The organism is uncultured Neglectibacter sp., from assembly GCA_937958185.1.
GTDB lineage: Bacteria > Bacillota > Clostridia > Oscillospirales > Acutalibacteraceae > Acutalibacter.
Window position 1 is genome coordinate 1 of sequence record CALFFN010000021.1, and the last position, 24,387, is coordinate 24,387.

Here is a 24,387-nt window from a genome sequence, read left to right on the forward strand (position 1 = left end):
TCCAGACCGTCACCGCCATCAGCGAAGCCGACCTGAAAGAATTGGAGGAGGCTCCGGGCATGACGAAGCCTGCCGCCTTGTGTGTGTATCGGTATTTCCATGAGGATTTTGCCGAAAATCAGGAAAATTCAGGAGAAATTGCGCCGAACAGTTGACAGATTGCCGGAAAGATGGGATAATGTTCGCAAGCGATCATCCAGAAGAAAGGCTGAGGTGTGAAACACCTCTCTTTTCTCGCAAGTTCGAAAAGCACCGCCTTTCTTCCAAGTGGCTTTCAGGATAATGATTGTAAGCAATCATCTTAGCCGTTAGATATTAGTTGTTAGTCGTTAGATGTTAGATGTTTAGAAAGGGCAAAAAGCTGCGGTCGGGTGATTTTCCTGTGGTTTGTACAGAGAGGCTTCACGAGTGCCCACGGTGCAACCGCGGTCGGGTCGCAAGGTTATTTCCTGTACAGAGAGGGTTCGCGAGTAAAAAGAGGTTTCTCGATTGCCGCACAGTTGCGGTCGGGTCGCAAGGTTATTTCCTGCACAGAGAGGTTTCACGAGTAAAAATATGAGGATCATTACGGGAACGAAACGGGGAAAAAAGCTGATCGCTCTGGAAGGAATGCAGGTGCGCCCTACTACCGACCGGGTAAAGGAAGCGCTGTTCGACATCGTGCAGTTTTCCGTGGAGGGCAGCAGGTTTTTAGACCTTTTTGCCGGTTCTGGTCAGATCGGGCTGGAGGCGCTTAGCCGCGGCGCGGCGGAAGCCGTGTTCGTGGACGTGCTGCGGGATTCTATCAGGGTGGTGGAAAAGAATGTGACCGCCACCGGGTTTTCCGACAGGGCAAAGGTGGTGCAGGCGGACTTTGCTGCCTTTCTCAGCAGGGAGCGCGGCGTTTTCGACATCGCTTTTCTTGACCCGCCCTATGAAACCGGGCTGCTGCAGCAGGCGCTGCCGCTGACAGCGGAGCATATGTCGCCGGAGGGCGTCATCTTCTGCGAGCACCCCCTCCGGGAAGAACTGCCCGATACGGCGGGCGGGTTTTCTAAAAGCAGGGAGTACCGTTATGGAAAGATCCTTCTCACGGCGTACCGCAGGGAGCGTACCGCGTAGCGCCGGGAGCAAATTTGCCGGAAAGGGAGAACCAGTATGAGGATCGCAGTGTGTCCGGGCAGCTTTGACCCTGTCACCTTGGGACATCTGGATATCATCAGCCGTGCCTGCCGCATTTTTGACAAGGTCATTGTGGCTGTGCCGGTGAACCCCAGTAAGACGGCAAGCTTCTCTGTGGAGGAGCGCATGGAGCTGCTGCGCATTGTGTGTGAGGAAGAACATCTCGACAATGTGGAGATCGACCGGGTCACAGGGCTTTTGGCGGACTATGCCAGGGAAAAAGGCGCTATGACCATTATCAAGGGGCTTCGAGCCATGTCGGACTTTGAGTACGAGTTCCAGCAGGCTCTGACCAATAAAAAGCTGAATCCGGAGCTGGAAACCATGTTTATGGCGACCAGCGCGGAGAATATGTTCTTGAGCTCCAGCATGGTGAAGCAGGTAGCGGGTTTCGGCGGGGATATTTCCCATTTTGTGCCGTCCTGTATCCTGCAAACCATCAAAGACCGACTCTGTGTCCACAGAGAATTTTAAGATTCCCGCCTGTCAACAGGGGCGGAGCATCGCCGCGGCGAAGGGAAAATCGGCACGGCGAAAGAAAGGAACGGGTTTTGAGTATGAGCAATAATCAATCCACCATCGAAGACCTGATCGAGGAAATGTACGACGTGCTGGATAAGGGCTGGAAAATGCCTTTGTCCGCCGGAAAGGTGTTTGTCGATGGGGAAGAGGTCCGTCAGATATTGGACGAGATCAAGGAAGAGATCCCCACAGAGGTGCGCAAGGCAAAGGCTATCGTCGCGGACCGCACCCAGATTATCGAGGAAGCCCATCGGGAAGCCGATTCCATTCTGCGCGTTGCCCAGGAAAAGGCGGACGCTCTCATAGAGCAGGACGAGATCGTGCGCCAGGCGCAGGTCAAGGCAAACGAGTTGTTGGCGCAGGCTCAGGCAAAGTTCAAGGAAATGCGGAAGGCAAGCAACGATTATGTGGAGGATCTGATGCGCAGAACAGATGAATCCCTGTCGGAAAGTCTCGCAGAACTGCGAAAAACCAGACAAAATATCAAAGCTTCTCAGAGAAATTCACAAATTTAATTCATAATTTTTGTTGAATCCTCACAAACCAAAAACAAACAGATGTTTTCCCCACACAAGATATTGTGTGGGGAATTTTTGTTCCCTTTGAAGTAGTAGCGAACATAGATTCTGCCTGGCTTTTCCGCCCATTCCCCAAAGTATTTTTCGGTTGCTTTTCCCCGGGGGGTGGGCTATAATAATGCTGTCAAGTGGTGGAAAGTGGGTAAAAGTTCCACATAGTGGTTAAAAAGTGGTGGAAACGGACTGGTAAGACGCCCGGTTCCCCCAAAAGTGACCTTCCGCCGGTTGAACTCTATTCGGAAAAGGACAAGCGCTTTATGTTGATGGGTGAATATCAACATAATATGGACTTAAAAGGGCGCGTGACCGTGCCCTCAAAGTTCCGGGAAGACCTTGGTGACAGGTTCTATGTCAGCAGGGGCTTAGACGGTTGCCTTTTCGTGTTTTCCGCTCAGCAGTGGGAGCGCATGATGGAGAAGATCGCCGCCATGCCGCTGGTACAGGGCAAAAGCATTCAGCGGTACTTTTTCTCCGGCGCTGCCGAGGTAGAGCCGGACAAGCAGGGACGTATCCTCATTCCCCAGAGCCTGCGGGAGCATGCCGCGCTGGAAAAAGACGTGACCGTGATCGGCGCAGCCACCAGGGCGGAAATATGGGATACCGCCCGTTGGAACGAGTACAACGCCCAGCAGACGGAGGAGGATGTGGAAGCCTCCATGAATTTCCTGGAGTTCTAAGCATGGAATTTTATCACAAGCCGGTGCTGTTTCAGGAAACCATTGATTCTCTCAATATCCGTCCCGATGGGCTGTACATCGACGGCACGATGGGCGGGGGCGGTCATTCGGAAGCCATTTTGCGGCGATTGACTACAGGGACGCTTCTCTCTATCGACCAGGACCCGGACGCCATCAAAGCCGCGGGGGAAAGATTAAAGCCCTATCCCAATTCCCGTATCGTGCAGGGCAATTTCTGCCGTATGGACAAGCTGGCGAGACGGCAGGGAATGGACATGGTAGACGGCATACTGCTGGATATCGGGGTTTCCTCCTATCAGCTGGACGCCCCGGAGCGGGGCTTTTCCTACCATAACGACGCGCCGCTGGATATGCGCATGAGCCGGGAGGGCGTCAGCGCCAGGGATTTGGTCAATACCCTGTCTCAGAAAGAACTGGCGAGTATCATCTTTCGGTACGGCGAAGACAAAAACGCAAACAGGATCGCAGGCGGCATCTGCCGGGCACGTGAGGAAACTCCCATCGAAACCACCGGGCAGCTTGCCGAGATCATAAAGACCTCCGTTCCCGCGGCGGTGCGGCGGGAGCAGGGGCACCCCGCAAGGAAGACTTTCCAGGCGCTGCGCATCGCCGTCAACGGCGAGCTGGACAGACTGCAGGAGGGGCTGGCAGCCGGGTTCTCTATCTTGAAGCCCGGAGGGCGCTTTGCCGTGATCACCTTCCATTCCCTGGAGGACAGGATCGTCAAGCAGCAGATGAACGATTGGTGCCAGGGCTGTATCTGCCCCAAGGATTTCCCGGTCTGTGTCTGCGGCAGAAAACCACAGGGAAAGCTTTTGTACAAGCGTGGGCTGACCCCCTCGCCGGAGGAGCTGGAAGAAAATCCCAGAGCCAGAAGCGCCAGACTGCGGGTCATTGAAAAACTTCAAACAAGCTAAGATGGTTTTCCGGGGAAGCGAGCTTCGGCGGGCAGCCGAAGCAGCCGGGTAGCGCCGGACGCTTCCCCGGAGAACAGACCAAAATAGATCACAGGAAAGAAAGGGGAACTCTCTATGGCAAGCCGTGCGGAAGCTTACGATTTTTCTTTGTTCGAGCCTCGATATGACAATACGGTGCCTGCCAGGGAGCCTCGGCGGGAGCAGCCGGTAAAAGCGCCCAATGTGGTGGAGCTTCCCAAAAAGGAACTGGAAAAAAACGCGAAACCCAAGCGCCACCCTCTCCGGGCGGCAATGATGGTCCTGAGCTTTTCCGCTTTTATGGTGATCGCCGTCGCCATGGTGTACAGCCAGGAACAGCTCGCCATGCTGACGGAGCAGATCAATTCCGCCACACAGGAGCTGGCGGAAAGCCAGAGTTTAGAAGTGCAGCTCAACATGCGGGCTGCCCGGAAAATGAATGATTCCGAGGTGGAAAAATACGCCGCCGATGAGCTGGGACTCAGCAAGATATCCAGCCGTCAGATCAGCTATATCAACGTTGCCCAGCAGGACAAGGGAAAGGTCATGCAGAATATCGAGGGCGGCTCGATTCTCGACAGGCTTTTGTCCGCTATCCGCAGCTGGTTCGCGTGAATACAAAAGGGAAACCACGATCCGCCTTTCCGGGTGGAGGCGGTTTTTCTTTGATTTTACAGGGTTCTTTTCCTGCGGCTTTCCCGCATATAAATACCAGAAACTTGGACCGCGCCCGTGCTGCGCGGAGACCTTTCACAGATTAGGAGACGATCATGGCAAAAGGCAATATGGAAAAAATGACAAAGCGTACCAAATGGCTGACGGGGCTGATGATCTTCGTGGGCTTTGGCTTTGTTTTGGTCAATTTGTTCCGCTGGCAGATCGTCCGGGGAGAGGAGCTCAGCGCCCGCGCCATCGACCAGAGCCTGCAAAGCACCTCTGTCCCCGCCATGCGCGGCACGATCTACGACGCCACCGGCACGAAAATCTTGGCGCAGAGCGCCAGTGTGTGGACGGTCGTGCTGGAACCCAACTATTTGAAGGACGACGAACAGCTTCGGCGCACAGTGTCCTCCGGGCTGGCGCGTATTTTGGAAATGGACGAAAATGAAATTTACGAGAAAACGGGGGAAAGCTCCTATTTTTCCTATCTGAAATGGCGCATTGAAACCAATGTCCGGGACGAGATCAACGAATTTCTGGAGCAGAATGAAATCGAAAACGGCGTCCGCATGATCCCCGATTATAAGCGCTACTACCCCTACGGTACGGTAGCTTCCAACATTCTGGGCTTTACCGGGTCGGATTCCCAGGGCTTGGAGGGCTTGGAGCGCTACTACGACCAGGAGCTCCGCGGCACGGCGGGCAGACTGGTAGCGGCGAAGAACGCGCTGGGCACGGATATGCCCTTTGAATACGAGCAGTACAACGGCGCCCAGGACGGCAACAATCTGGTGCTTACCATTGACGAGACCGTGCAGAGCATTCTGGAAAAGTATCTGGCGGAGGGCGTGGAAAAGTACAAGATCAAAAACGGCGCGGTCGCCATCATGATGGACGTGAACACCGGCGGTATCATCGGGCTTGCCGTCAACCCGAATTATGACCCCAACGAGCCCTTCACCATTCAGGACGAAAATATCCTCAAGGAGATCGAGGCTCTGCCGGAGGAGAAGCGGGAGGAAGCCACCACCGCGGCCTGGTACAAGCAATGGCGGAACAAGGCGGTCAGCGACACCTACTATCCCGGCTCCGTGTTCAAAATGTGTACCGGCGCCATGGGTCTGGAAGAAGGCGTCATCACGGAGGACAGCGAATTTACCTGCACCGGCAATATGCTGGTGGAGGGCGTAAAGGACGGTATCAGCTGCTGGAAGCATGGCGGTCACGGTTCTGAGACCTTCCGGGAGGGTCTGTACAATTCCTGCAACCCGTGGTTCATTCATCTGGGCGACCTGCTGGGCGCGGAGACCTTCTGCAAATACCGGGAAGCCTTTGGCTTCACGGAGCAGACGGGGATCGACCTGCCCGGCGAATCCGGCAGCCTGTACCACAGCGTGGAGGATATGGGACCTGCCGAGCTTGCCACGGAAGCTTTCGGGCAGAACTTCAGTATCACCCCCGTGCAGATGATCACAGCCTGCGCGGCAGTGGCAAACGGCGGCTATCTGGTAAAGCCCCATGTGGTGGACCGCATTGTGGACAGCGAGGGCAATATCGTCAAGACAGCGGACACCGGCTACCGGCGCCAGGTGATTTCCGAAAAGACTTCGGAATCCATCACCTCTATTTTGCAGTACAACGCGGCTTCCGGCACGGCGAACGGCGGCTATGTGGCAGGCTACCGTGTCTGCGGCAAGACGGGCACCTCGGAAAAGGTCGCGAAATACAACGAAGACCCCAGCGCCGGAATGCAGTATATCGCTTCCTACTGCGGATATGCCCCGGCGGAAGACCCCCAGTACGCGCTGCTGGTGTTCTTTGATGAGCCGGACGGCGCCGCGAACGGCGGGCTGACCGGCGGCAACGCCGTGGCAGGACCCATTTTCTCCAAGATCATGGGAGAGGTGCTGCCCTATCTGGGAATTGAAGCCGAATATACCGATGAGGAATATGACAATCTGGATTTGGTGTCTCCCACCGTTACCGGGCTCAGCCTGACGGAAGCCTACGCGCAGCTGGAGGACATGGGCTTGTCCTACAGCGTGATCGGTTCCGAGGAAGACGGGGACGCCGTGGTCACCCAGCAGATCCCCGAAAGCGGTTCTCCCGTGCCCAAGGGCGGCAAGGTGGTGCTGTACACCAAGGATTACAGCGAATCCGACACCCTGGTGGAGGTCCCGAATTTCCGGGATATGGATTTGGCGAACGCCAGCTATATGGCAGGCGTCAGCCAGCTGCAGATCAGCGTTTCCGGCGTTGCCTCAGATTCCGCCACCGTCAGCCTGCAGGATATCCCGGAGGGGACAATGGTGAAGCAGGGGACTGTGATCTCCCTGACCTTCCTGGATAATGTTCGTACGGATACCTTTGTCCATCTTGAATAAAGAAAATTTTCAGATTGTGGAACGATAAAAGGAGAAGAGGGGTTCAGCATGAACAGCAACATTCTGTACATTGGCGTATCAATAGCGGCGTTTGGTATCACAGCGCTGCTGGGAAAGTGGATGATCCCGTTTCTGCACAGGCTTCATTTTGGGCAGACCATTCGGGAGATAGGTCCCAGCTGGCATAAGGAAAAGCAGGGCACCCCAACCATGGGCGGCTTGATGTTCATTCTCGGCATTGTCATAGCGGTGTGCGCGGGAATCCCTCTGTTCTATACCTTTGGCGCTTCTGAGACCACGCTGATGATGGTAAAGGTTTTTGCGGGTTTGGGTATGGCAGTGGCGTTTGGCGCCATCGGCTTTATTGACGACTACATCGGTGTGGTGAAAAAGCGGAATCTGGGTCTGACCGAACGGCAGAAGCTGATCTTGCAGTTCCTCGTCGCCGCAGCCTATCTTGGCTCCCTTGCGCTGGCAGGCGGCAATACCGTGACCACCATTCCCTTTGTGGGCAGGATCGACCTGGGCTTTGGTTACTATATCTTAGCAGCTGTTTTGATCGTGGGGCTTGTGAACGCGGTAAACTTTACCGACGGTATCGACGGGCTGAACTCCACCGTGTCCTTTTTTGTGTTCCTTGCGCTGGGGCTGTGCGCGGGGATCCGCTCCATGACCGGGCTTTCCGCCATGGGCATGGCTTCCGCCGGCGCCTGTATCGGCTTCCTTGTCTGGAATTTCCACCCCGCCAAGGTGTTTATGGGGGATACGGGCTCGCTGTTTTTAGGCGGCATGGTAGCGGCGCTGGCGTTCGGTATTGATATGCCCATTTTGCTGCTGCCCATGGGGATCGTGTATTGGCTGGAGATCCTTTCCGTGGTGCTGCAGGTCACTTATTTCAAAGCGACCCACGGCAAGCGCCTGTTCAAAATGTCGCCGATCCACCACCACTTTGAAATGTGTGGGTGGAGCGAAGTGAAGATATGCACCGTGTTCGGTCTCATCACCCTGCTGGGCGGCGCGCTGGGCGTTGCCTGCGTGATGTTTGGCTGATAAGACCCGCCCTCACGGGAATTTTTCAAATTTTTGCACCAGGGAAGCTTAGGGAATGCGAACAAGCCGGACGGGAAGAGTTTTCCCGTTCCGGTATTTCCTGTCTCATAACCGAATACTTTTCGAGCAGACTATCTTTATGATTTTTAGAAAGAAAAGGGGGAATCAAATGGCTTCCATCGGAAAAACCGCAGGAAAAGTAACGGGCGGCGCCGCCAGAGGGCTGCGCAGGCTGCCCCAGTATACCCCGCCGGAGGACGAGCGGAACCAGCCGAAGCCCACCCGGGAGGAGCGCCGTCAGCGCAGGGCGAAAAAGTACAGCCTGTTTTCCCTGGGTATGGGTCTTGATATGCCCCTGTTCATTTTCATCATGGTGCTGCTGGCGATAGGGCTTGTCATGCTGTTCTCCGCAAGCTATGCCTACAGCTACTATAACGAAGGTGGGAACAGCTATTATTATATCCAGCGGCAGGGAATGTTTGCCGTTGTGGGCGTGATCGCCATGCTGGCGATCTCCACCTTCGACTATCACCGCTTCCACCGCATTGCGCCGCTGCTTTACGGCATTTCCGTTCTGCTGCTCATCATGGTGCTGGCGTTTAAGGGCACGGCTCTTGCCCCTATGGAGGGCGACGCCAACCGCTGGCTCAAGCTGGGCATTCGGTTCCAGCCGTCGGAGGTCGCCAAGTTCGCCGTCATCACCCTGTGCGCCCATTATATCTCCCAGCATATTGACGAGATGGGCACCTTCCGCCACGGCGTCGCGCCGTTCTTATTGATGATCGGTCTGCCGGCGGCGCTCATCTATCTGGAGAACCACCTTTCCGCCACCATCATCATTTTCCTGCTGGGCGGGATACTGATGTTCCTGGGCGGCACCAAGTTCCGCTATTTTGGCGCTGTTATCATTCTGGCAGTGGCGGCGCTGGGGATCCTGGTGGTATCCTCCGGCGGTTATCAGCTGGATCGCATTTATGGCTGGCTGGACCCCTTCAATCCCCCGGAGGGGATCGACACATGGCAGACCCGGCAGTCGCTGTACGCCATCGGCTCCGGCGGATTGCTGGGGGTAGGGCTGGGGCAGTCCCGCCAGAAGTACCTGTATCTGCCGGAGCCCCAGAACGATTTCATTTTCGCCATCGTCTGCGAGGAGCTGGGCATGGTGGGGGCGCTGGTGGTCATTATCCTGTTTAGCCTGCTGATCTGGCGGGGAATGTACGTGTCCCTTCACGCCAAGGACAAATTCGGAATGCTGCTGGGGCTGGGCATCACGTTCCAGGTCGGCATTCAGGCGGTGCTGAACATCTGCGTGGTGACAAACACCCTGCCCAATACGGGCATCAGCCTGCCCTTCTTCAGCTATGGGGGCACGGCGCTGCTGATGCTGTTGGGCGAAATGGGCGTGCTGCTGAATATTTCCCGCAGCGCTTCCGTGGAGAAGACATAAGCCCCCCAGGGGTTATTTTGAAAGAATAAGGTGATGGTCATGAAAGTCCTGTTTACCGGGGGAGGCACCGCCGGGCACATCAATCCCGCGCTGGCAGCCGCCGGGTACTTAAAGCAAAAGGAGCCGGACGCCGAGATACTCTATGTGGGGAACAGGGGCGGCATGGAGGAGCGGCTGGTGGCACAGGCTGGCTACCCCATAAAAACCGTGCATATTTCCGGCTTTCAGCGCAAGCTTACGCCGAAAAACCTGGTGAGGAACTGCCAGACCGTGGTCAAAATGTTCACGGCCACGGCGGAAGCAAAGAAAATCATCAGAGAATTTCAGCCGGACGTGTGCGTCGGCACGGGGGGCTATGTCAGCGGACCCGTGATCCGGGAAGCCGCAAAGCTGGGGGTACCCTGCGTGATCCACGAATCCAACGCCTATCCCGGCGTTACCACCAAGGCGCTGGCGCACAGCGTGAAAACCGTCATGCTGGCGGTGCCGGACGCACAGAAATATTTTGCCGAGTCCGTCCACTGCGTCATCACCGGCAACCCCGTCCGCGGGGAAGTGCTGGCGGCGCAGCAGGAGGAAGCCCGGCAAGCCCTTGGGCTGGACGACCGTCCCGTGGTGCTGTCCTTCGGCGGCAGCTTGGGCGCTTCCGCCCTGAACCGCGCCGCCGCCTATATGCTGGCGGAAAGCGCCAAAACAGGCAGGTACCAGCATATTCACGGCTACGGGGCCCACGATGAGAAATTCCTGGATGAAGTGAAGGAGCTGGGGCTTTCCCCGGAAAAGAACCCGCAGATACGCCTGCTGGAATATATCGACAATATGCCCCAGTGCCTGGCGGCTGCCGATCTGGTGATCGGCAGGGCAGGGGCGATGACGCTGACAGAGATCGAAGCCAAAGCGAAGGCTTCCATTTTGATCCCTTCTCCCAACGTGGCGGAAAACCACCAGTACCACAACGCCATGGCGCTGGTACGGCGGGGCGCAGCGGAGATCATTGAGGAAAAGGACCTGACCGGAGAGCTTCTCTGGAAAAAGGTCCAGAAAATTTTAAGCGACCCCGACCGCCTTGCTTCTCTGGGAGAAGGCGCCGGGAAAATGGAGATTCTGGACGCCAACGAGCGCATTTACCGCGTCATCAAAGAGGCGGCGCTGTCCGGCAAAAAGTAAAACGGAACATCCTGCTTTCCGGCAGAAATCCCGGGGAACAGCCTCCATGGGACAAGCCCCTGACCAGAACACATTTGGGAACATTTCATAAGATAATAACATCTCATACTGACGAGGTGTTCCCTATGATACTTATTGACGGTCCCGCTGAGCTCAGCGGGGAGATAGACGTCCAAGGGGCGAAAAACAGCACCCTGCCGCTGCTGGCGGCGGCGCTGCTCTGCAAGGGGCAGACCGTGCTGCACAACTGCCCGGATTTGACCGATGTGGACACGGCGGTGCGGATATTGGAGCATTTGGGCTGCCGCTGCGCGCGGGAGGGGGATACCCTGATCGTGGACAATGCCGTCAGCTGCTGTGAGGTCCCTCATGAGCTGATGCGGGGCATGCGTTCCTCCATCGTGTTTTTGGGGGCGATCGTCTCCCGCTGCGGGGAAGCAAGGCTCTGCTTTCCCGGCGGCTGCGAGCTGGGACCGCGCCCCATCGACCTGCACCTGTCCGCTTTGGAAAAGCTGGGCGTGGAGATCACGGAATCCGGCGGCTGCCTGCACTGCAAGGCTCCCCATGGCATTCGCGGCGCGTATATCTCCCTGGCGTTCCCCAGCGTGGGCGCCACGGAAAACATCATGCTGGCGGCTGCATGCTCCGAAGGGACGACCGTGATAGCCAACGCCGCCCGGGAGCCGGAGATCACCGACCTTGCCGAATACCTGAACCGCTGCGGCGGCAGGATATACGGCGCGGGGGAAAGCTGTGTCATCATCGACGGCGTTTCCGAGCTTTACGGCAGCGAGCACCGCGTGATGCCCGACCGCATCGTTTCCGTTACTTATATGGCGGCGGCGGCGGTCACAGGCGGCAGCGTTACCCTGCGGGGCGTGGAAAATTCCCATATCCTGCCCATGCTTTCGCCCTTTGAGGAGTCGGGCTGCCAGGTGCGGCAGCTGGGCGGCGCGCTGAGCATTCTGGCGCCCCGGCGCCTGGACGCTGTAAAGCATATCAGGACCATGCCCTATCCCGGCTTTCCCACAGACGCGCAGCCCCTGGTCATGAGCATGGCGGCAGTGGGAAAAGGCACCAGCATTTTTGTGGAAAACATTTTTGAGAACCGCTATAAACACGCTTTCGAGCTGCAGCGCCTTGGCGCAAATATCAAAGTAGAGGGCAAGGTGGCAGTGGTAGAGGGCGTGGAAAAATTGACCGGCGCTCCCGTGCAGGCAGCGGACCTGCGTGGCGGCGCGGCGCTGGTAGTCGCCGGGCTGGCGGCTTACGGCAGAACAGAGGTCAGCGGCACGGAATATATCCACCGCGGCTATGAGGATATCGCCGGGAAGCTGGCAGATTTGGGCGCAAGGATCCAGGAAGTACCGTAAAAAGTCAGGAAAGGAGGCGGCAGAATGGCGAAAAAGCCGGGACCAAAAAAGAAAGATTCCCGCAAAAAGCAGGATATGTGGGAAAGGGAGTTTGAAGATATCAGCTCCTTTTCTCCCGGCGCCATGGAGCGCCGCCCCCAGCCCGTGCAGGGAAGCCGTTCCTCCCGTCAGCGGGAGGAATGGCAGCCTGCCCGGCAGATCCGCCCCGACAGGCCTTCGCGCCCCCCGGAGCCGAATAGACCTGCCCGTCAGACTAACTCTACAAGGCAGCCCGTCCGGCGACCAGCTCCCGATTGGGAGATCCCGGAATGGGAGCTGAACAGCCGCCGCAGACCGCCTGTAGAGGAGCGGACAAGCTCCACCCGCCAAAGGCGCCCCGCCTCGCCGGAGCGCCGTCCGCCGCCCGCCTCGAAAAAGCGGCCCGGCAAAAAGGGAAAGTCCGGGGTCGGGCGCGTGGTGAAATTCCTGCTGGTACTGACGATGACGGCGGCAACTGCTTTTTTTGCGGTCTTTCTGCTGTTCAAAATATCTGTCATAGAAATTACCGGCGACACGATCGAGGGCTATGGGGAAAATGAGATTTTGAAAATCTCCGATTGTAAACCAGGGGATAATCTGGTGTTTCTCCCTACGGGAAACGCCGAGAACACCCTGAAACAGGAAATCCCCTATATTGAGGACGTGAAATTTATCCGCCATTTGCCCAATACACTGGAAATTCGCCTGACCGCCGCGAAGGTAGCGGCATGCGTTTCCTGTGATAACGGCTGGCTCTATGTCAACGGCGAAGGAAAAATACTGGAGAATCAGGCAGTCCCCCGGGACGGCATGCTGCAAATTCTGGGGCTTACCCCCCTTGACACTGAGCCGGGCGCGTATTTAAGGTTGGAGGACAGCGACGCGCAGACCGCCTGTGACAGCATTCTGAAAACTGTGGCAGACCTGGAAATGACCCAGGATTTTACCCGCGTGGATATTTCTGATCTTTCCGATATCCGTCTGGTGTATCAGGACAGGATCGAATTCCAGCTGGGCAATATCCTGAAGCTGGATTACAAGATAGAGCTGGGCTGCCGTGCTCTGGAAGAACTGGGAGCGGGGAAGAAGGGCGTAATGAACCTTGCCTATGCGGACGAAACGAAGCGTGCGGTATTCACTTCCGGCGATATCGGTCTCGCTCCGGCACAGACCCCAGCCCCCTCCGCCGCTCCGAAAGACGGCAATGTAAGCTCTGACCCCGGGTCTTCCGGCGATGACGGGGATACTTCTTCCGGCGGCGATACCGGCGATGGGGATACGGATACCGGCGACGGCGACGGGGGAGACTCTTCCACAAACTATCGGACGGACGGGATCCCCGATGAGATTTTCACGGGAGAATAGCGCGGAACACAGCCGGAAAACACGGGAAAAGGTGGAAGATTTTACAGAAATCTGCCGGAAATATTCAAAAAAAGCGGGATCTTTTGATTTTTAGGCGGCTTTTTTGCAGATTTTCCTTGAAATTTCCCACGGAAAGTGATAGATTATAGTATAAGGTTATTTGTGCCCAAATGAAAAACAATGGGTGGACCCAGCCGAAAGACAGGCTGGCAATTCGGGATTTAGGAAAAGCGACAGTGAAAGTAATAGATTCCGGGAAAAGCCAAGGAGGAAATCATATGCCTTTTGAAGTTGACAATCTGCTCGATGATACGCCGCAGACCATCAAGGTGGTGGGTGTCGGCGGCGGCGGCGGCAATGCCGTGAACCGTATTGCCAGCGCCGGAGTACGCAGCGTGGAGCTGGTGTGCATGAATACGGACAAGCAGGCGCTGCAGCGCTCTCAGGCTTCCGTCAAGGTGCAGCTGGGCGAAAAGCTGACTCAGGGCAGGGGCGCAGGCTCCAAGCCGGAAATCGGCGAAAAGGCGGCGGACGAAAGCCGCGAGCTTATCGCCAATACCTTAAAGGACGCCGATATGGTCTTTATCACTGCCGGTATGGGCGGCGGCACCGGGACGGGCGCTGCTCCCAAGGTGGCGCAGATCGCCAGAGAACAGGGCGCCCTCACTGTCGGTATCGTTACAAAGCCCTTTGCCTTTGAGGGGCGCCGCCGTATGGAGCAGGCGGAGGAGGGCATTGCCGCCCTGCGGGAGCACGTGGACTCGCTGGTGGTCATTCCCAATGAGCGCCTGAAGCTGGTCAGCGACGAGCGCATCACCCTTGCCAATGCCTTTATGGTGGCGGACGATGTGCTGCGTCAGGGCGTGCAGAGCATTTCCGACCTGATCCAGCTGCCCGGCATTGTCAATCTGGATTTTGAAGACGTGAAATCCGTCATGCAGGACGCGGGCTATGCCCACATGGGCGTGGGTCATGCCGCCGGCAAGGACAAGGCGGAGCAGGCTGCTATGGCTGCCGTTTCCAGCCCCCTGCTGGAGACAAAGATCGCCGGCGCAAGAGGCGTTATTATCAATATCACTTCTTCTCCCGACATTGCCCTGGACGAGATAGACACCGCTTCTCAGATCGTGACAGAGCGTGCCCATGAGGACGCCAACATCATCTGGGGCGCTACCTTCGACGAGACCATGGAAGACGAAATGACCGTTACCGTTATTGCCACCGGGTTCGAGGGCATGAACGGCGAACGCGCCAAGAGCAATCTGGACCTGGTAGACTTGGAGGACGACGATTTCCTCAGCAGCTCTTCCATGCCTGCTGTTTCCTCTTCCACCGCCGTCCGCGCGGAAGAGCCCAGAGTGGACCCTGCCGTCATTGACGACGACGATACCTTCACCGACATCATGTCTATTTTCAACCGCAAGTGAGGTCGAACACTTAGAAACAGGGAGGATACTGCGTTTGCGGTGTCCTCTTTTCTGTAAGAAGGGCTATTGCGGTCTGATAAAGCATAAGGTTTGGGAGAAAGCTTTGCGTTCCAACAGAAAAAACGGCTTGACCGCGGGAAGCGCAGAATATTTCCCCGGAAAAGAAAGGAAAATGGGGTTGTTATGAGCGGTAAAATTCAAGGCGTACATCACATTGCCATCAAGCCCACGGCGGAGCAATACGATAAAACGGTGGACTTCTATACCCGTCTGCTGGGCATGAAGATCGTAAAAAGCTGGGGAGACCCTCAGCGCCCCTGCCTGATGGTTTCCTGCGGCGACAACAGCTGCATGGAGATTCTCGGCAGCGACAGCGAGCCTGCGCCCGGCGGACCTCTGGCGCATATTGCCTTTGCCACCGACAAGGTAGACGAGCTGGTGGAGGCTGCCCGCAGCGAGGGCTATGAGATCACCGACGAACCCAGGGACGTGGATCTGGGCGGAATGCCGATCCGCATCGCTTTCCTGTACGGTCCCACCCAGGAGCATATCGAGCTGTTCTGGGAGAAGGGCAGTCGTTAGAGAAGGGCAAGGAATGTGTACCGAAAATTTCAAGCTCTTAATAGGAGAGCTCTATTGTTTTGAAAAGGGTAGCTGCCAAAGGAGAACGCCATGGAAGAACTGAAGCTGAATACCGCGGAACTGGAAGAAAAGGCTGCTTCCCTCCGCGCGGGGCGGCGGGTACTGCTTTCCGGCACGGTCTACACCTCCCGGGACGCCGCCCATAAGCGCATCACAGAGCTTTTGGACAGGGGAGAGCCGCTCCCTTACGATTTGAAGGGCGCTGCCATTTACTATGCCGGACCCACCCCCGCCCGGTCAGGAAAGCCCATCGGCTCCTGCGGACCCACCACCAGCGGCAGAATGGACCCCTACACGCCCCGGTTCCTGGATTTAGGGCTGAAGTGCATGATCGGCAAGGGCAAGCGCAGCCCGGAAGTAATAGAAGCCATGAAGCGCAACGGCGCGGTATACCTCTGCGCCATTGGCGGCGCGGGCGCGCTGGCGGCGCAGTGTATCGAAAAGGCGGAGGTCATCGCCTTTGAAGACCTGGGCTGTGAATCCGTCAAGCGCCTGACTTTGCGGGATTTCCCGCTGATCGTCGCTATTGACAGCACCGGGGACAGCATTGTGCGCTGACCGGCGCGCTTTAATAGCTGCAAAGCAGCCGTCACGGAGCAGCTCGGAGCAAAAAAGCGCTTCTCTTTTGCAAACGGTTTTAGATGGAATAATTTTTTGGAAATCAGCGGGCGGCTTGCCCGCGTTTCTTTATGAAAGGTTGAAATGACTATGTTTGACGCAATTATGCGATTGCTGGTAAAGGATTACCAGCACCCGGAGCGCCCGGAGGTTCGGGAAAAAAGCGGGCGCGCCGCCGGGGCGGTGGGTATTGCCACCAACCTGCTGCTGTTTGCCATCAAGCTGGCGGCGGGGTTCCTTTCTCACAGCGTTGCCATTATGGCGGACGCGATCAACAACCTGACGGATTCCGGCTCCTCCATCATTATGCTGGTGGGCTTCAAGCTGGCGGGCAAGCCCGCGGACGAGAAGCACCCCTACGGTCATGCCCGTATCGAATATCTCTGCGGCGTGATCGTGTCTTTTATCGTGCTGTTTTTGGGCTTCCAGCTCGGCATGACCTCTGTAGACAAGATATTCCACCCGGAAGCCGCGGATTTTTCCCTGCTGTCCTTTGCCATTCTGGGCGTTTCGATCCTCATTAAGCTGTGGCAGTTCTTTTTCTACCGCAGCGTGGGGAAGAAGATCAGCTCGGAAGCGATTTTTGCCACCTCTGCCGACAGCCGCAACGACGCCATCACCACCGCCGTGGTTTTGGCAGGCGCGGTGTTCACCAGGTTTACCAATATAAATCTGGACGGCTATCTGGGGCTTGTCGTGGCGATGTTCATCGTGGTTTCCGGCGTGAAGCTTATCATGGAGACCGGGGACCCGCTGCTGGGCGTCGCCCCCGACCCGGAACTGGTCAAGTCCATTTATACCAAGATACTATCCTATGACGGCATTATCGGTCTGCACGATCTGGCGGTACATAATTACGGCGTAGGCCGCTGCTTTGCTTCGGTCCACTGCGAGGTCCCGGCGGAGGAGGACATTCTCAAAAGCCATGATATCATCGACAATATCGAGCGGGATTTCCTTACGGAAGAGAATATTCACCTTGTGATACACCTTGATCCTGTCATCACAGGCGACGAGCGCACCAATGTCCTGCGGGAGCAGGTGGTGGACTGCGTCCACAGCCTGTACCCGGAAGCTTCTATCCACGATTTCCGCGTGGTATGGGGCGTGACCCACTCCAATGTGGTCTTTGATATCGCCGCGCCCTTTTCCGTAAAGGACAGCGACAGCGAGATCGTTCAAAAGGTTTCCGCGGAGATCACAAAGCTTGACGCTGCGTACCGTTCTGTCATCACAGTTGACCGGGAGGGCGTGGTCAATGCGCTGGAAAGCTGAAACGATGAGTAGTTAGTCATTAGAAAAAAGGAAGCGCTCTGCGCTTCCTTTTTTTACGTCTATAGATAATTTTGTTCTGTTTCATCAAGACAAAAAAAGGAACCTGAAATTTCATCATTTCTCTTCTGAATGTCTTTTAAGATCATGGGTTTTATCTTGTCCTGCAAGGTTTGGAAATATGGCAGCTTCAGCATATTTCGTTTGAAATAGAAAACGGAGATTTATCGCTCTGTCTGCTCGGTCATAATTCCCCAACGAATGCCAAACTTATCAACAAAAACAACTCGGCATGAGCTGTATGGAGTAGCCTCCAGTGGATATATTGTCTTACTGCCTTCCTTCATGATTTCATATGCCCTTTGTACTTCTTCTTTTGTATCGTACATAATAGTGAGGAAATTTGAATAGCACGTTTGAAATTCAATATCCACATGGTCGCTCATAATGATTCTTTGATCGCCCAATACAAGCTCCGAGTGGTAGATATACTCTTTTTGATTTTCTTTCAGCAACGGATCATATGCAGGGTCATTCGCTTCTCCGTATGTAATCAGGCAGCTGATCTTTCCGTTAAATGCCTTTTTATACATGGGAATTGCTTCCCGGCAATTCCCTCCAAAATTCAGTGTAGGTACGATCTGCATTTCTATCTCTCCTTGATATTAAAATGATAACACACGCTTGTCAAAAGGAAAGCTTTCTTCTCGAATTGACAGAAGCGGCACGCTAACTTCTAAAATTTCACCGGCAGAAATTTTCAGTCGGGTTGTGCGTTTGCCAAACAGAAAAGCTTTCTTCTCGAATTGACAGAAGCGGCACGCTAACTTCTAAAATTTCACCGGCAGAAATTTTCAGTCAGGTTGTTCGCTTGCCAAACAGAAAAGCTTTCTTCTCGAATTGACAAAAGCGGCACGCTAACTTCTAAAATTTCACCGACAGAAATTTTCAGTCGGGTTGTTCGCTTTCCAAACAGAAAAGCTTTCTTCTCGAATTGACAGAAGCGGCACGCTAACTTCTAAAATTTCACCGGCAGAAATTTTCAGTCGGGCTGTTCGCTTGCCAAACAGAAAAGCTTTCTTCTCGAATTGACAAAAGCGGCACGCTTTAGCTCTTTTTCCAAGCCGAGGGGAGAAACAGGATCAGCACGGGGAACAGCTCCAGCCGCCCGGAGAGCATATTGAAGGAAAGCACCAGCTTGCTGAAGCCGGAAAAATGGGCGTAATTGCTCATGGGTCCCACCAGGTCCATGCCGGGACCGATGTTGTTGAGGCATGCCAGCACGGCAGTGACGTTGGTTTCGACAGAGGCTTCGTCTATGGAGATCAGCAGCATGGACACCACCGCGGTCAGGGCGTATACCGCCAGATAGCTGTAGGTGTTCTGGATCACGTCCTCGCTGACTACCTGATCGTCCATATGCACCACGGAAACGGAGCGGGGGCTCAGCATTCGCTTGATGCTCCGCCCGCTCGCCTTGCACATCAGCAGCACTCTGGCGGATTTGATCCCACCGCCGGTAGATCCGGCGCAGGCGCCGAAGATCATCAGCCCGATCAGCAGCATTTTGGAGAACGCGGGCCAGAGGTTAAAGTCCGTGGTGGAAAAGCCTGTCGTAGTCATAATGGAGGAAACCTGAAACGCCGCGTGGTGCAGCGCGTCCCTGATGCTGCCCTGGAACAGGGGAAGAATGTTCCAGGTGATCAGCGCGATAGAGCCGATCATCACACCCAGATACAGGCGCAGTTCCTGGTTGCACAGCGCCCGGGAAAACTGCCGCAGAAGCAGCAGATAGAAAATGCTGAAATTCATGCCGAACAGTGCCATAAACACCGTGCAGACCGTCTGCAAATAGGGGCTGTACCCGGCCATGCTGTCATTTTTTACGCCGAAGCCGCCTGTGCCCGCCGTGCCGAAGGCGGTGCAGAGACTGTCAAACAGCGACATTCCGCCAAGCAGCAGGAACACGATCTGGACCAGCGTCAGGCAGATATAGATGGTGTAGAGGATTTTTGCGCTTTTTTGCAGCGTGGGCACCAGCTTGTCTACCTGAGGACCGGGGCTTTCCGCCCGCATGACGTGCAGAAGGGAGTTTTTTCCCTTGCCCATGGGCACCACCGCCAGCAGAAAGACCAGCACGCCCATGCCGCCCAGCCAGTGGGTAAAGCTGCGCCAATACAGAAGCCCCCGGGGCAAGCCCTCCACATTGGTGAGGATACTCGCCCCGGTGGTGGTGAAGCCGGACACGGTTTCAAAAATGCAGTCGATAAAGTTGGGGATTTCCCGGCTGATAAAGAAGGGGAGAGCGCCTACCAGCGAAACAGCGATCCAGCACAGCGCCACGCTGATGAAGCCCTCCTGCGCGCCGATCTCCCGGGTTTTCGGCGGAACAAGGAATGTCACCAGGCTGAGCAGCGCCGCCACGACCACAGCAGCGCTGAGCCCCAGCACAGCGGACCATTCTTGCAGGAACAGGGAGATCGCGAGAGCGGGCAGCATACACACGGCAGCCACCCGGAGAATATAGCAGATCAGCCGGAGGATCATTTTATGGTTCATGGTTTGCAGAGTCGTCCTTTCCTGGCGGAATTGGGCTGTATCAGCCCTCCAAAAAGATATCGCTCAAATCATTTATCACGCGGTCGGAATTGGCTACCACGATCACGGTGTCGTCCTTTTCAATGGTGTCGCTGCCCTGGGGGATAATAATGCGCCCCTTCCGGGTCAGGCAGGTGATCAGGATATTCGGCTTCAGCTTGATATCGGCAAGGCGTTTTCCAAGCTGGGGCAGCGCTTTGTTTACCTGGAATTCCAGCGCCTCCACCTTGTCTCCGACAATGCGGTGAAGGGTCAGAGCAGATTCTCCCTTGCGGTTGCCCATTGCCCGCACATACCGCACGATGTCGTTGCAGCACAGGTCCTTGGGGCTGACCACGCAGTCGATGCCCTTCCCGTTCAGCACCTCGCTGTATTCGGTGCGGTTTATCTTGGTAATGACCTTGAACGTTCCCAGAAAATTGGCGTACATGGAAACGATAAGGTTCTCCTCGTCAATGTCTGTCAGCGTGACCACCGCGTCCGCCTGAGCGAGACCTTCGGAGTCCAGCACTGTCTTGTCGGAGCCGTCCGCGTGGATAATGGTGGCCTTCGGCAGCAGCTCCGCCAGCTCCTGGCAGCGTTCCTCGTCGATCTCCACCAGCTTCACGCTGGCGCCGGTATTCAAAAGGCTTTCCGCCAGATAAAAGGCAATGCGGCTGCCGCCGATTATCATAACGTCCTTCACCTTTTTCTGTGCCAGCCCCAGGTTGCGAATGAGCTTTGCCAGATCGCTGGAGGAAGCGGTAAAGGACAGCCTGTCCCCAGGCGCCAGACAGAAATTGCCGTCCGGGATAAAGGCTTCGCCGTTCCGCTCCACGGCACAGATCAGCACCTTTACTTTTACTTTTTTCTGCAGATCCATCAGGGCGGTGCCCGCCAGGGGGCTGCCGTCCCGCAGCTCCACCTCCACGATCTCCACCCGCCCCTTGGCAAAGGAATCCCGCTTCAGGAAGGAAGGGAACTGCAGCAGCCGGAAAATTTCATGGGCGGTGGAATATTCGGGATTGATGACCAGGCTCACCCCCAGCTCTTCCTTCAGAAGGAACAGCTGATGGTAATAATCGGGGTTCCTTACACGGGCAATGGTGTGCTTGCACCCCAGCTTTTTTGCCAGGATGCAGCAGAGAATATTGGTCTCATCGGCGGAGGTGGCGGCGATCAGCAGATCGCTGTTTTCCACATTTGCCATTTTCTGTATCTTCATGGACGCCCCGTTGCCGTGCATCACGCTGACGTCCCAAAACTGCTGGGTTTCCTGCAATACTACTTTGTTGCTGTCGATCACAACGATGTCGTGCCCCTCTCTGGAAAGCTGTACCGCCAGAGCGGACCCCACCTTGCCGTCTCCTACAATCACGATTTTCATAATTTCAATTTCCCTCGGCTCTGTTTAGAAAATGAAGCTTCCAAAAAGCGGAACGGCGGCGAATCCTGCCGCTTTTTCAGATGTCCCGCTAACTGCATATCCTATCATAAATGCCGCCGGTTTTCAGCAGCGCTCAGGATTTTTTTCTTTTATTCCTCCAGCTGGGAAGTGCAGTGGGGGCAGCGGGTGGCGTGCAGGTCGATCTCAGTCTTGCAGAAGGGGCAGGCCTTCGTGGTGGGCTCGGCGGGCTTTTCCTCCGGCTTCCTGCGGAGCTTGTTGATTCCCTTTACCAGCAGGAACAGCACCAGCGCGATGAGCAGGAAGTTGATGACCGCGGCGATAAAAGAGCCATAGCAGAATTGGGCGTCCCCAATGCCGAAGGAAAGGGTGGAAAAGTCCATGCCGCCGGTCAAAAGCCCCAGCAGGGGAGTCAGCATATCGTTGACCAGCGAGTTGACAATGGCGGTAAACGCGCCGCCGATAATAACGCCCACAGCCATGTCCACCACATTGCCGCGCGAAATAAATTCCTGAAATTCCTTTGTGATTTTTTTCATGACAGAAAGCCTCCTTCAATTCCTCGGTTTACGACCATTTTCTCATGCCGCCTCTGGAAAGTCAAGGCAAAAAGCCTATTTTCTGTATAATTGTGAAAAAGAGCCTTATACTAAAAGCAAAACCCAATCAGAAAGGAGCGCGCGATATGAGCCCGAAGGAATTGCTGTATATTGAAGATGCTTTGGGACATGAGAAATTTTTCATGACCCAGTGTCAGGAGGCGATGGGGAAGCTGCAGGATCAGGAGCTGCAGCAGACCGTCCGCCAGATGTACGACAAGCACCAGAAGATTTTCAGCCAGTTTTTCAGCTTAGTCTGAGGAAAGGAAATAAGCAATGGACGATAAGAACATCATGGAAAACCTGCTGCTGACGGAAAAAGGCGTGTGCGACCTGTTCCTTCACGGCACTATCGAATCCAACACGGCAAACGTTCACCAGACCTTTAACTCCGCTTTGAACGATTCCCTGTGTATGCAGGACGAGATCTACAAGACCATGTCCCAAAAGGGCTGGTACCCCACCGAGCAGGCGCAGGAGCAGCAGATCCAAAAGGTCAAGCAGAAGTTTTCCCAGCAGGGAAACTGAGCAAAGGCATAATTTGAAAAAGGGCTTCCGGGAAATCGGAAGTCCTTTTTCTGTCCTCTTCTGATTTGTCAGGGCTGTTCCCCCGGCAGGTAGGGGGTGCAGCCGCCGGCGATTTCCGGCTTGTTTGCCATGCTGTCCGCTTCCGTGATCTCCCGAATGACCCGGCAGGGGTTCCCGGCGGCAAAGGAGCGGGGCGGTACGTCTCTTGTCACCACGCTGCCCGCGCCGATGACGCAGCCGTCTCCAATGGTCACGCCGGGGCAGACCACCACGTTAGCGCCGAACCAGCAGTCGTTTCCAATGACCACAGGCTTTGCGTAGCAGAGGTGCCCAGGCTGACCGTCCTGCTTCTTCATTGCCCGCCGTTCCTCCGGCAGCATGGGGTGGACGGGGGTGACGATGGTCACGTTGGGACCAAAATTGCAGTTGTCCCCGATGGTCACCAGCGCGTCGTCCTGCACGGTGAAATTGAAATTCGCAAAAAAGTTTTTGCCGATTTTCGTATGCTTCCCGTAGTGAAAAGCGATGGGACCCTGAATGCGCCCATTTTCCCCGAACTCCCCGATGATCTCATGGAGGATTTGGTCCCGCTTTTCATATTCGTTCTCATGGGTGGCGTTAAAATCCACATTCAGGTTGTGGGTCTTCAGCTTGATCGCCACCAGCTCCGGGTCGCCGGGGGAAAAGAGCTTCCCCGCAAAAATTTTTTCTTCTTCTTTCACCGCCATTGTAAAACTCCTCCTTTGACAGCTTGATTATGGTACGAATGAAAACTGCTTTAGAATTTTTCCAGATAGTAGCAGCTTCGCTGTTGCCATGATAGCATAGGCGCGTGGAAATGACAAGTGCGGACAGGGCTTTTTTCAAAACGGTGCTGCAATTTCAAAAGGCAAAAATTTATTGTAAAACGATAAATTTTTATTGACAAATTGGGACCAGCGTGGTATACTCTCCTTAAAACAGCAAGGAGGTTTTTTTATGAAGCTGAAAACTTTGTCTATTCGCTTAAAGGTGGTTCTGGTCGGCGTGGCTCTGTGCGGGCTCGTGGTATACGGGTGGTTCTTTCCACAGCTCGGTCGTTCCATCGTCCATAGCATGCCGGAATTTTCCTACTGCTATTACCCCTGGCTGATCTTGTTGTGGGTCACGGGCGTGCCGTGCTACGCGGCGCTGGCGCTGGGCTGGCGGATCGCCTGCAATATCGGGAAGGGCTGCGCCTTCACCCTGGAAACCGCCGGGCTGCTGCGTTGGATATCCCGCCTTGCGGTGGCGGACGCGCTTTTCTTCCTGGCAGCGAATGTTGTCTATCTGTTCCTCAATATGAACCACCCCGGTATTGTGCTGTGCTCCCTGCTGGTGGCGTTTGCCGGAGCCGCCGTGTCCGTGGCGTGCGCCGGGCTTTCCGATTTGGTAAAGCGGGCGCACGAGCTTCAGGAGCAGTACGATCTGACGATTTAATGGGGCAGAAGGTAATATCAGAAAGGGAAGTGGTTATCCATATGGAAGACGAGATCATTTTTAATATCGACGTCATGCTGGCAAAGCGGAAAATGAGCGTGACAGAGCTTTCAGAGCGGGTGGGGATCACCATGGCGAATATCTCCATTTTGAAAAACGGCAAGGCAAAGGCGCTGAAGGTCTCCACTCTGGCAAAGCTGTGCAGGGCGCTCCAGTGTCAGCCGGGAGATTTGCTGGAATACCGGCAGAAAGAAGGCGGCTGAAGGTGCATTTTTCCTTTATGATGTTCTTTGTCCCCCTTTTCGCCCTTTTGCTGGTTGGGGCGGTCCTGTGCCTGGTGATTGGTATTCGGAAGAAGAGAGAGGGCTTGCTGATCCTTTCGGTCTGCGGGTTCCTGCTTCTGCTGGCGGCATGGGTGCTGCTGGGGTACTTCCTCACAAGAATGTAAAATCGGATATGGCGATAGGAAAAATATGTTCCCCGGTCTGGCGGGGGACATATTT

General features: G+C 55.5%; 26 protein-coding genes. 21 read left to right on the forward strand and 5 right to left on the reverse strand.

Features of this window, described 5'->3' with window-relative positions; translation table 11 throughout:
- Window positions 1-555 precede the first annotated feature (555 nt).
- The 16 genes from rsmD (at window position 556) to AB8996_RS05790 (ending at window position 17,320) form a co-directional block, all read left to right on the forward strand.
- The gene (rsmD, locus tag AB8996_RS05715; protein WP_369298012.1) at window positions 556-1,101 is read left to right on the forward strand and encodes a 16S rRNA (guanine(966)-N(2))-methyltransferase RsmD; all 546 of its coding nucleotides are present in this window, start codon (window positions 556-558) and stop codon (window positions 1,099-1,101) included.
- A 36-nt stretch (window positions 1,102-1,137) separates the two neighbouring features.
- On the forward strand, window positions 1,138-1,635 hold the full coding sequence (coaD, locus tag AB8996_RS05720; RefSeq protein ID WP_369298013.1) for a pantetheine-phosphate adenylyltransferase: 498 nt from the start codon (window positions 1,138-1,140) through the stop codon (window positions 1,633-1,635).
- Between the two features lie 83 nt (window positions 1,636-1,718).
- Window positions 1,719-2,198: an ATPase gene (locus AB8996_RS05725; RefSeq protein WP_369298014.1), complete on the forward strand. Its 480-nt coding sequence runs from the start codon at window positions 1,719-1,721 to the stop codon at window positions 2,196-2,198.
- Window positions 2,199-2,518: 320 nt separating this feature from the next.
- Window positions 2,519-2,938, forward strand: a complete 420-nt coding sequence (gene mraZ / locus AB8996_RS05730; protein ID WP_369298015.1) for a division/cell wall cluster transcriptional repressor MraZ — start codon at window positions 2,519-2,521, stop codon at window positions 2,936-2,938.
- Between the two features lie 2 nt (window positions 2,939-2,940).
- Window positions 2,941-3,876 (forward strand): 16S rRNA (cytosine(1402)-N(4))-methyltransferase RsmH, encoded by a 936-nt coding sequence (gene rsmH / locus AB8996_RS05735; RefSeq protein WP_369298016.1) that lies wholly within the window; start codon window positions 2,941-2,943, stop codon window positions 3,874-3,876.
- Window positions 3,877-3,990: 114 nt separating this feature from the next.
- Entirely contained in the window at window positions 3,991-4,509 is a 519-nt protein-coding gene (locus tag AB8996_RS05740) for a hypothetical protein (RefSeq protein WP_369298017.1), read from the forward strand.
- Between the two features lie 155 nt (window positions 4,510-4,664).
- Entirely contained in the window at window positions 4,665-6,938 is a 2,274-nt protein-coding gene (locus AB8996_RS05745; RefSeq protein ID WP_369298018.1) for a penicillin-binding transpeptidase domain-containing protein, read from the forward strand.
- A 48-nt stretch (window positions 6,939-6,986) separates the two neighbouring features.
- On the forward strand, window positions 6,987-7,988 hold the full coding sequence (gene mraY / locus AB8996_RS05750) for a phospho-N-acetylmuramoyl-pentapeptide-transferase (protein WP_369298019.1): 1,002 nt from the start codon (window positions 6,987-6,989) through the stop codon (window positions 7,986-7,988).
- Between the two features lie 169 nt (window positions 7,989-8,157).
- Window positions 8,158-9,435 carry an FtsW/RodA/SpoVE family cell cycle protein gene (locus tag AB8996_RS05755; RefSeq protein WP_369298020.1) on the forward strand — a complete coding sequence of 426 codons (1,278 nt, stop codon included), beginning with the start codon at window positions 8,158-8,160 and terminating at the stop codon, window positions 9,433-9,435.
- Between the two features lie 33 nt (window positions 9,436-9,468).
- Complete coding sequence (gene murG / locus AB8996_RS05760) at window positions 9,469-10,602, forward strand: undecaprenyldiphospho-muramoylpentapeptide beta-N-acetylglucosaminyltransferase (RefSeq protein ID WP_369298021.1); 1,134 nt, start codon at window positions 9,469-9,471, stop codon at window positions 10,600-10,602.
- Between the two features lie 125 nt (window positions 10,603-10,727).
- The gene (murA, locus tag AB8996_RS05765) at window positions 10,728-11,975 is read left to right on the forward strand and encodes a UDP-N-acetylglucosamine 1-carboxyvinyltransferase (RefSeq protein ID WP_369298022.1); all 1,248 of its coding nucleotides are present in this window, start codon (window positions 10,728-10,730) and stop codon (window positions 11,973-11,975) included.
- Window positions 11,976-11,999: 24 nt separating this feature from the next.
- Complete coding sequence (locus AB8996_RS05770; RefSeq protein WP_369298023.1) at window positions 12,000-13,358, forward strand: FtsQ-type POTRA domain-containing protein; 1,359 nt, start codon at window positions 12,000-12,002, stop codon at window positions 13,356-13,358.
- Window positions 13,359-13,636: 278 nt separating this feature from the next.
- A complete protein-coding gene (gene ftsZ, locus AB8996_RS05775) occupies window positions 13,637-14,785 on the forward strand; it encodes a cell division protein FtsZ (protein ID WP_369298024.1) in 1,149 nt (382 codons plus the stop codon).
- 183 nt (window positions 14,786-14,968) lie between these two features.
- The gene (locus AB8996_RS05780) at window positions 14,969-15,367 is read left to right on the forward strand and encodes a VOC family protein (RefSeq protein WP_369298025.1); all 399 of its coding nucleotides are present in this window, start codon (window positions 14,969-14,971) and stop codon (window positions 15,365-15,367) included.
- Between the two features lie 90 nt (window positions 15,368-15,457).
- The gene (locus tag AB8996_RS05785) at window positions 15,458-15,985 is read left to right on the forward strand and encodes a Fe-S-containing hydro-lyase (protein ID WP_369298026.1); all 528 of its coding nucleotides are present in this window, start codon (window positions 15,458-15,460) and stop codon (window positions 15,983-15,985) included.
- A 165-nt stretch (window positions 15,986-16,150) separates the two neighbouring features.
- Window positions 16,151-17,320, forward strand: coding sequence for a cation diffusion facilitator family transporter (locus AB8996_RS05790; RefSeq protein WP_369298027.1), 1,170 nt, complete (start codon window positions 16,151-16,153; stop codon window positions 17,318-17,320).
- A 221-nt stretch (window positions 17,321-17,541) separates the two neighbouring features.
- Here AB8996_RS05790 and AB8996_RS05795 read toward each other — a convergent pair whose 3' ends face one another.
- The 4 genes from AB8996_RS05795 to mscL all read right to left on the reverse strand — a co-directional run bounded on the left by AB8996_RS05795 (window position 17,542) and on the right by mscL (window position 21,838).
- Window positions 17,542-17,964 (reverse strand): VOC family protein, encoded by a 423-nt coding sequence (locus AB8996_RS05795; RefSeq protein ID WP_369298028.1) that lies wholly within the window; start codon window positions 17,962-17,964, stop codon window positions 17,542-17,544.
- A 460-nt stretch (window positions 17,965-18,424) separates the two neighbouring features.
- The gene (locus AB8996_RS05800; RefSeq protein WP_369298029.1) at window positions 18,425-19,876 is read right to left on the reverse strand and encodes a TrkH family potassium uptake protein; all 1,452 of its coding nucleotides are present in this window, start codon (window positions 19,874-19,876) and stop codon (window positions 18,425-18,427) included.
- Between the two features lie 40 nt (window positions 19,877-19,916).
- Window positions 19,917-21,281, reverse strand: a complete 1,365-nt coding sequence (gene trkA / locus AB8996_RS05805) for a Trk system potassium transporter TrkA (RefSeq protein WP_369298030.1) — start codon at window positions 21,279-21,281, stop codon at window positions 19,917-19,919.
- A 149-nt stretch (window positions 21,282-21,430) separates the two neighbouring features.
- Window positions 21,431-21,838, reverse strand: a complete 408-nt coding sequence (gene mscL, locus AB8996_RS05810; protein WP_369298031.1) for a large conductance mechanosensitive channel protein MscL — start codon at window positions 21,836-21,838, stop codon at window positions 21,431-21,433.
- 146 nt (window positions 21,839-21,984) lie between these two features.
- Between mscL and AB8996_RS05815 the strand changes: the two genes are divergently transcribed.
- Entirely contained in the window at window positions 21,985-22,158 is a 174-nt protein-coding gene (locus AB8996_RS05815; protein ID WP_369298032.1) for a hypothetical protein, read from the forward strand.
- Window positions 22,159-22,174: 16 nt separating this feature from the next.
- Window positions 22,175-22,426, forward strand: coding sequence for a spore coat protein (locus AB8996_RS05820; RefSeq protein WP_369298033.1), 252 nt, complete (start codon window positions 22,175-22,177; stop codon window positions 22,424-22,426).
- A 68-nt stretch (window positions 22,427-22,494) separates the two neighbouring features.
- Here AB8996_RS05820 and AB8996_RS05825 read toward each other — a convergent pair whose 3' ends face one another.
- Window positions 22,495-23,154, reverse strand: coding sequence for a sugar O-acetyltransferase (locus tag AB8996_RS05825; RefSeq protein WP_369298034.1), 660 nt, complete (start codon window positions 23,152-23,154; stop codon window positions 22,495-22,497).
- A gap of 250 nt (window positions 23,155-23,404) precedes the next feature.
- Between AB8996_RS05825 and AB8996_RS05830 the strand changes: the two genes are divergently transcribed.
- From AB8996_RS05830 to AB8996_RS05840, 3 genes are read left to right on the forward strand one after another with little or no spacing between them, the layout of a single operon-like run.
- A complete protein-coding gene (locus AB8996_RS05830; RefSeq protein ID WP_369298035.1) occupies window positions 23,405-23,884 on the forward strand; it encodes a DUF2975 domain-containing protein in 480 nt (159 codons plus the stop codon).
- A gap of 41 nt (window positions 23,885-23,925) precedes the next feature.
- Window positions 23,926-24,147 carry a helix-turn-helix domain-containing protein gene (locus AB8996_RS05835; RefSeq protein ID WP_369298036.1) on the forward strand — a complete coding sequence of 74 codons (222 nt, stop codon included), beginning with the start codon at window positions 23,926-23,928 and terminating at the stop codon, window positions 24,145-24,147.
- Between the two features lie 17 nt (window positions 24,148-24,164).
- Window positions 24,165-24,332, forward strand: a complete 168-nt coding sequence (locus tag AB8996_RS05840; protein WP_369298037.1) for a hypothetical protein — start codon at window positions 24,165-24,167, stop codon at window positions 24,330-24,332.
- Window positions 24,333-24,387 lie beyond the last annotated feature (55 nt).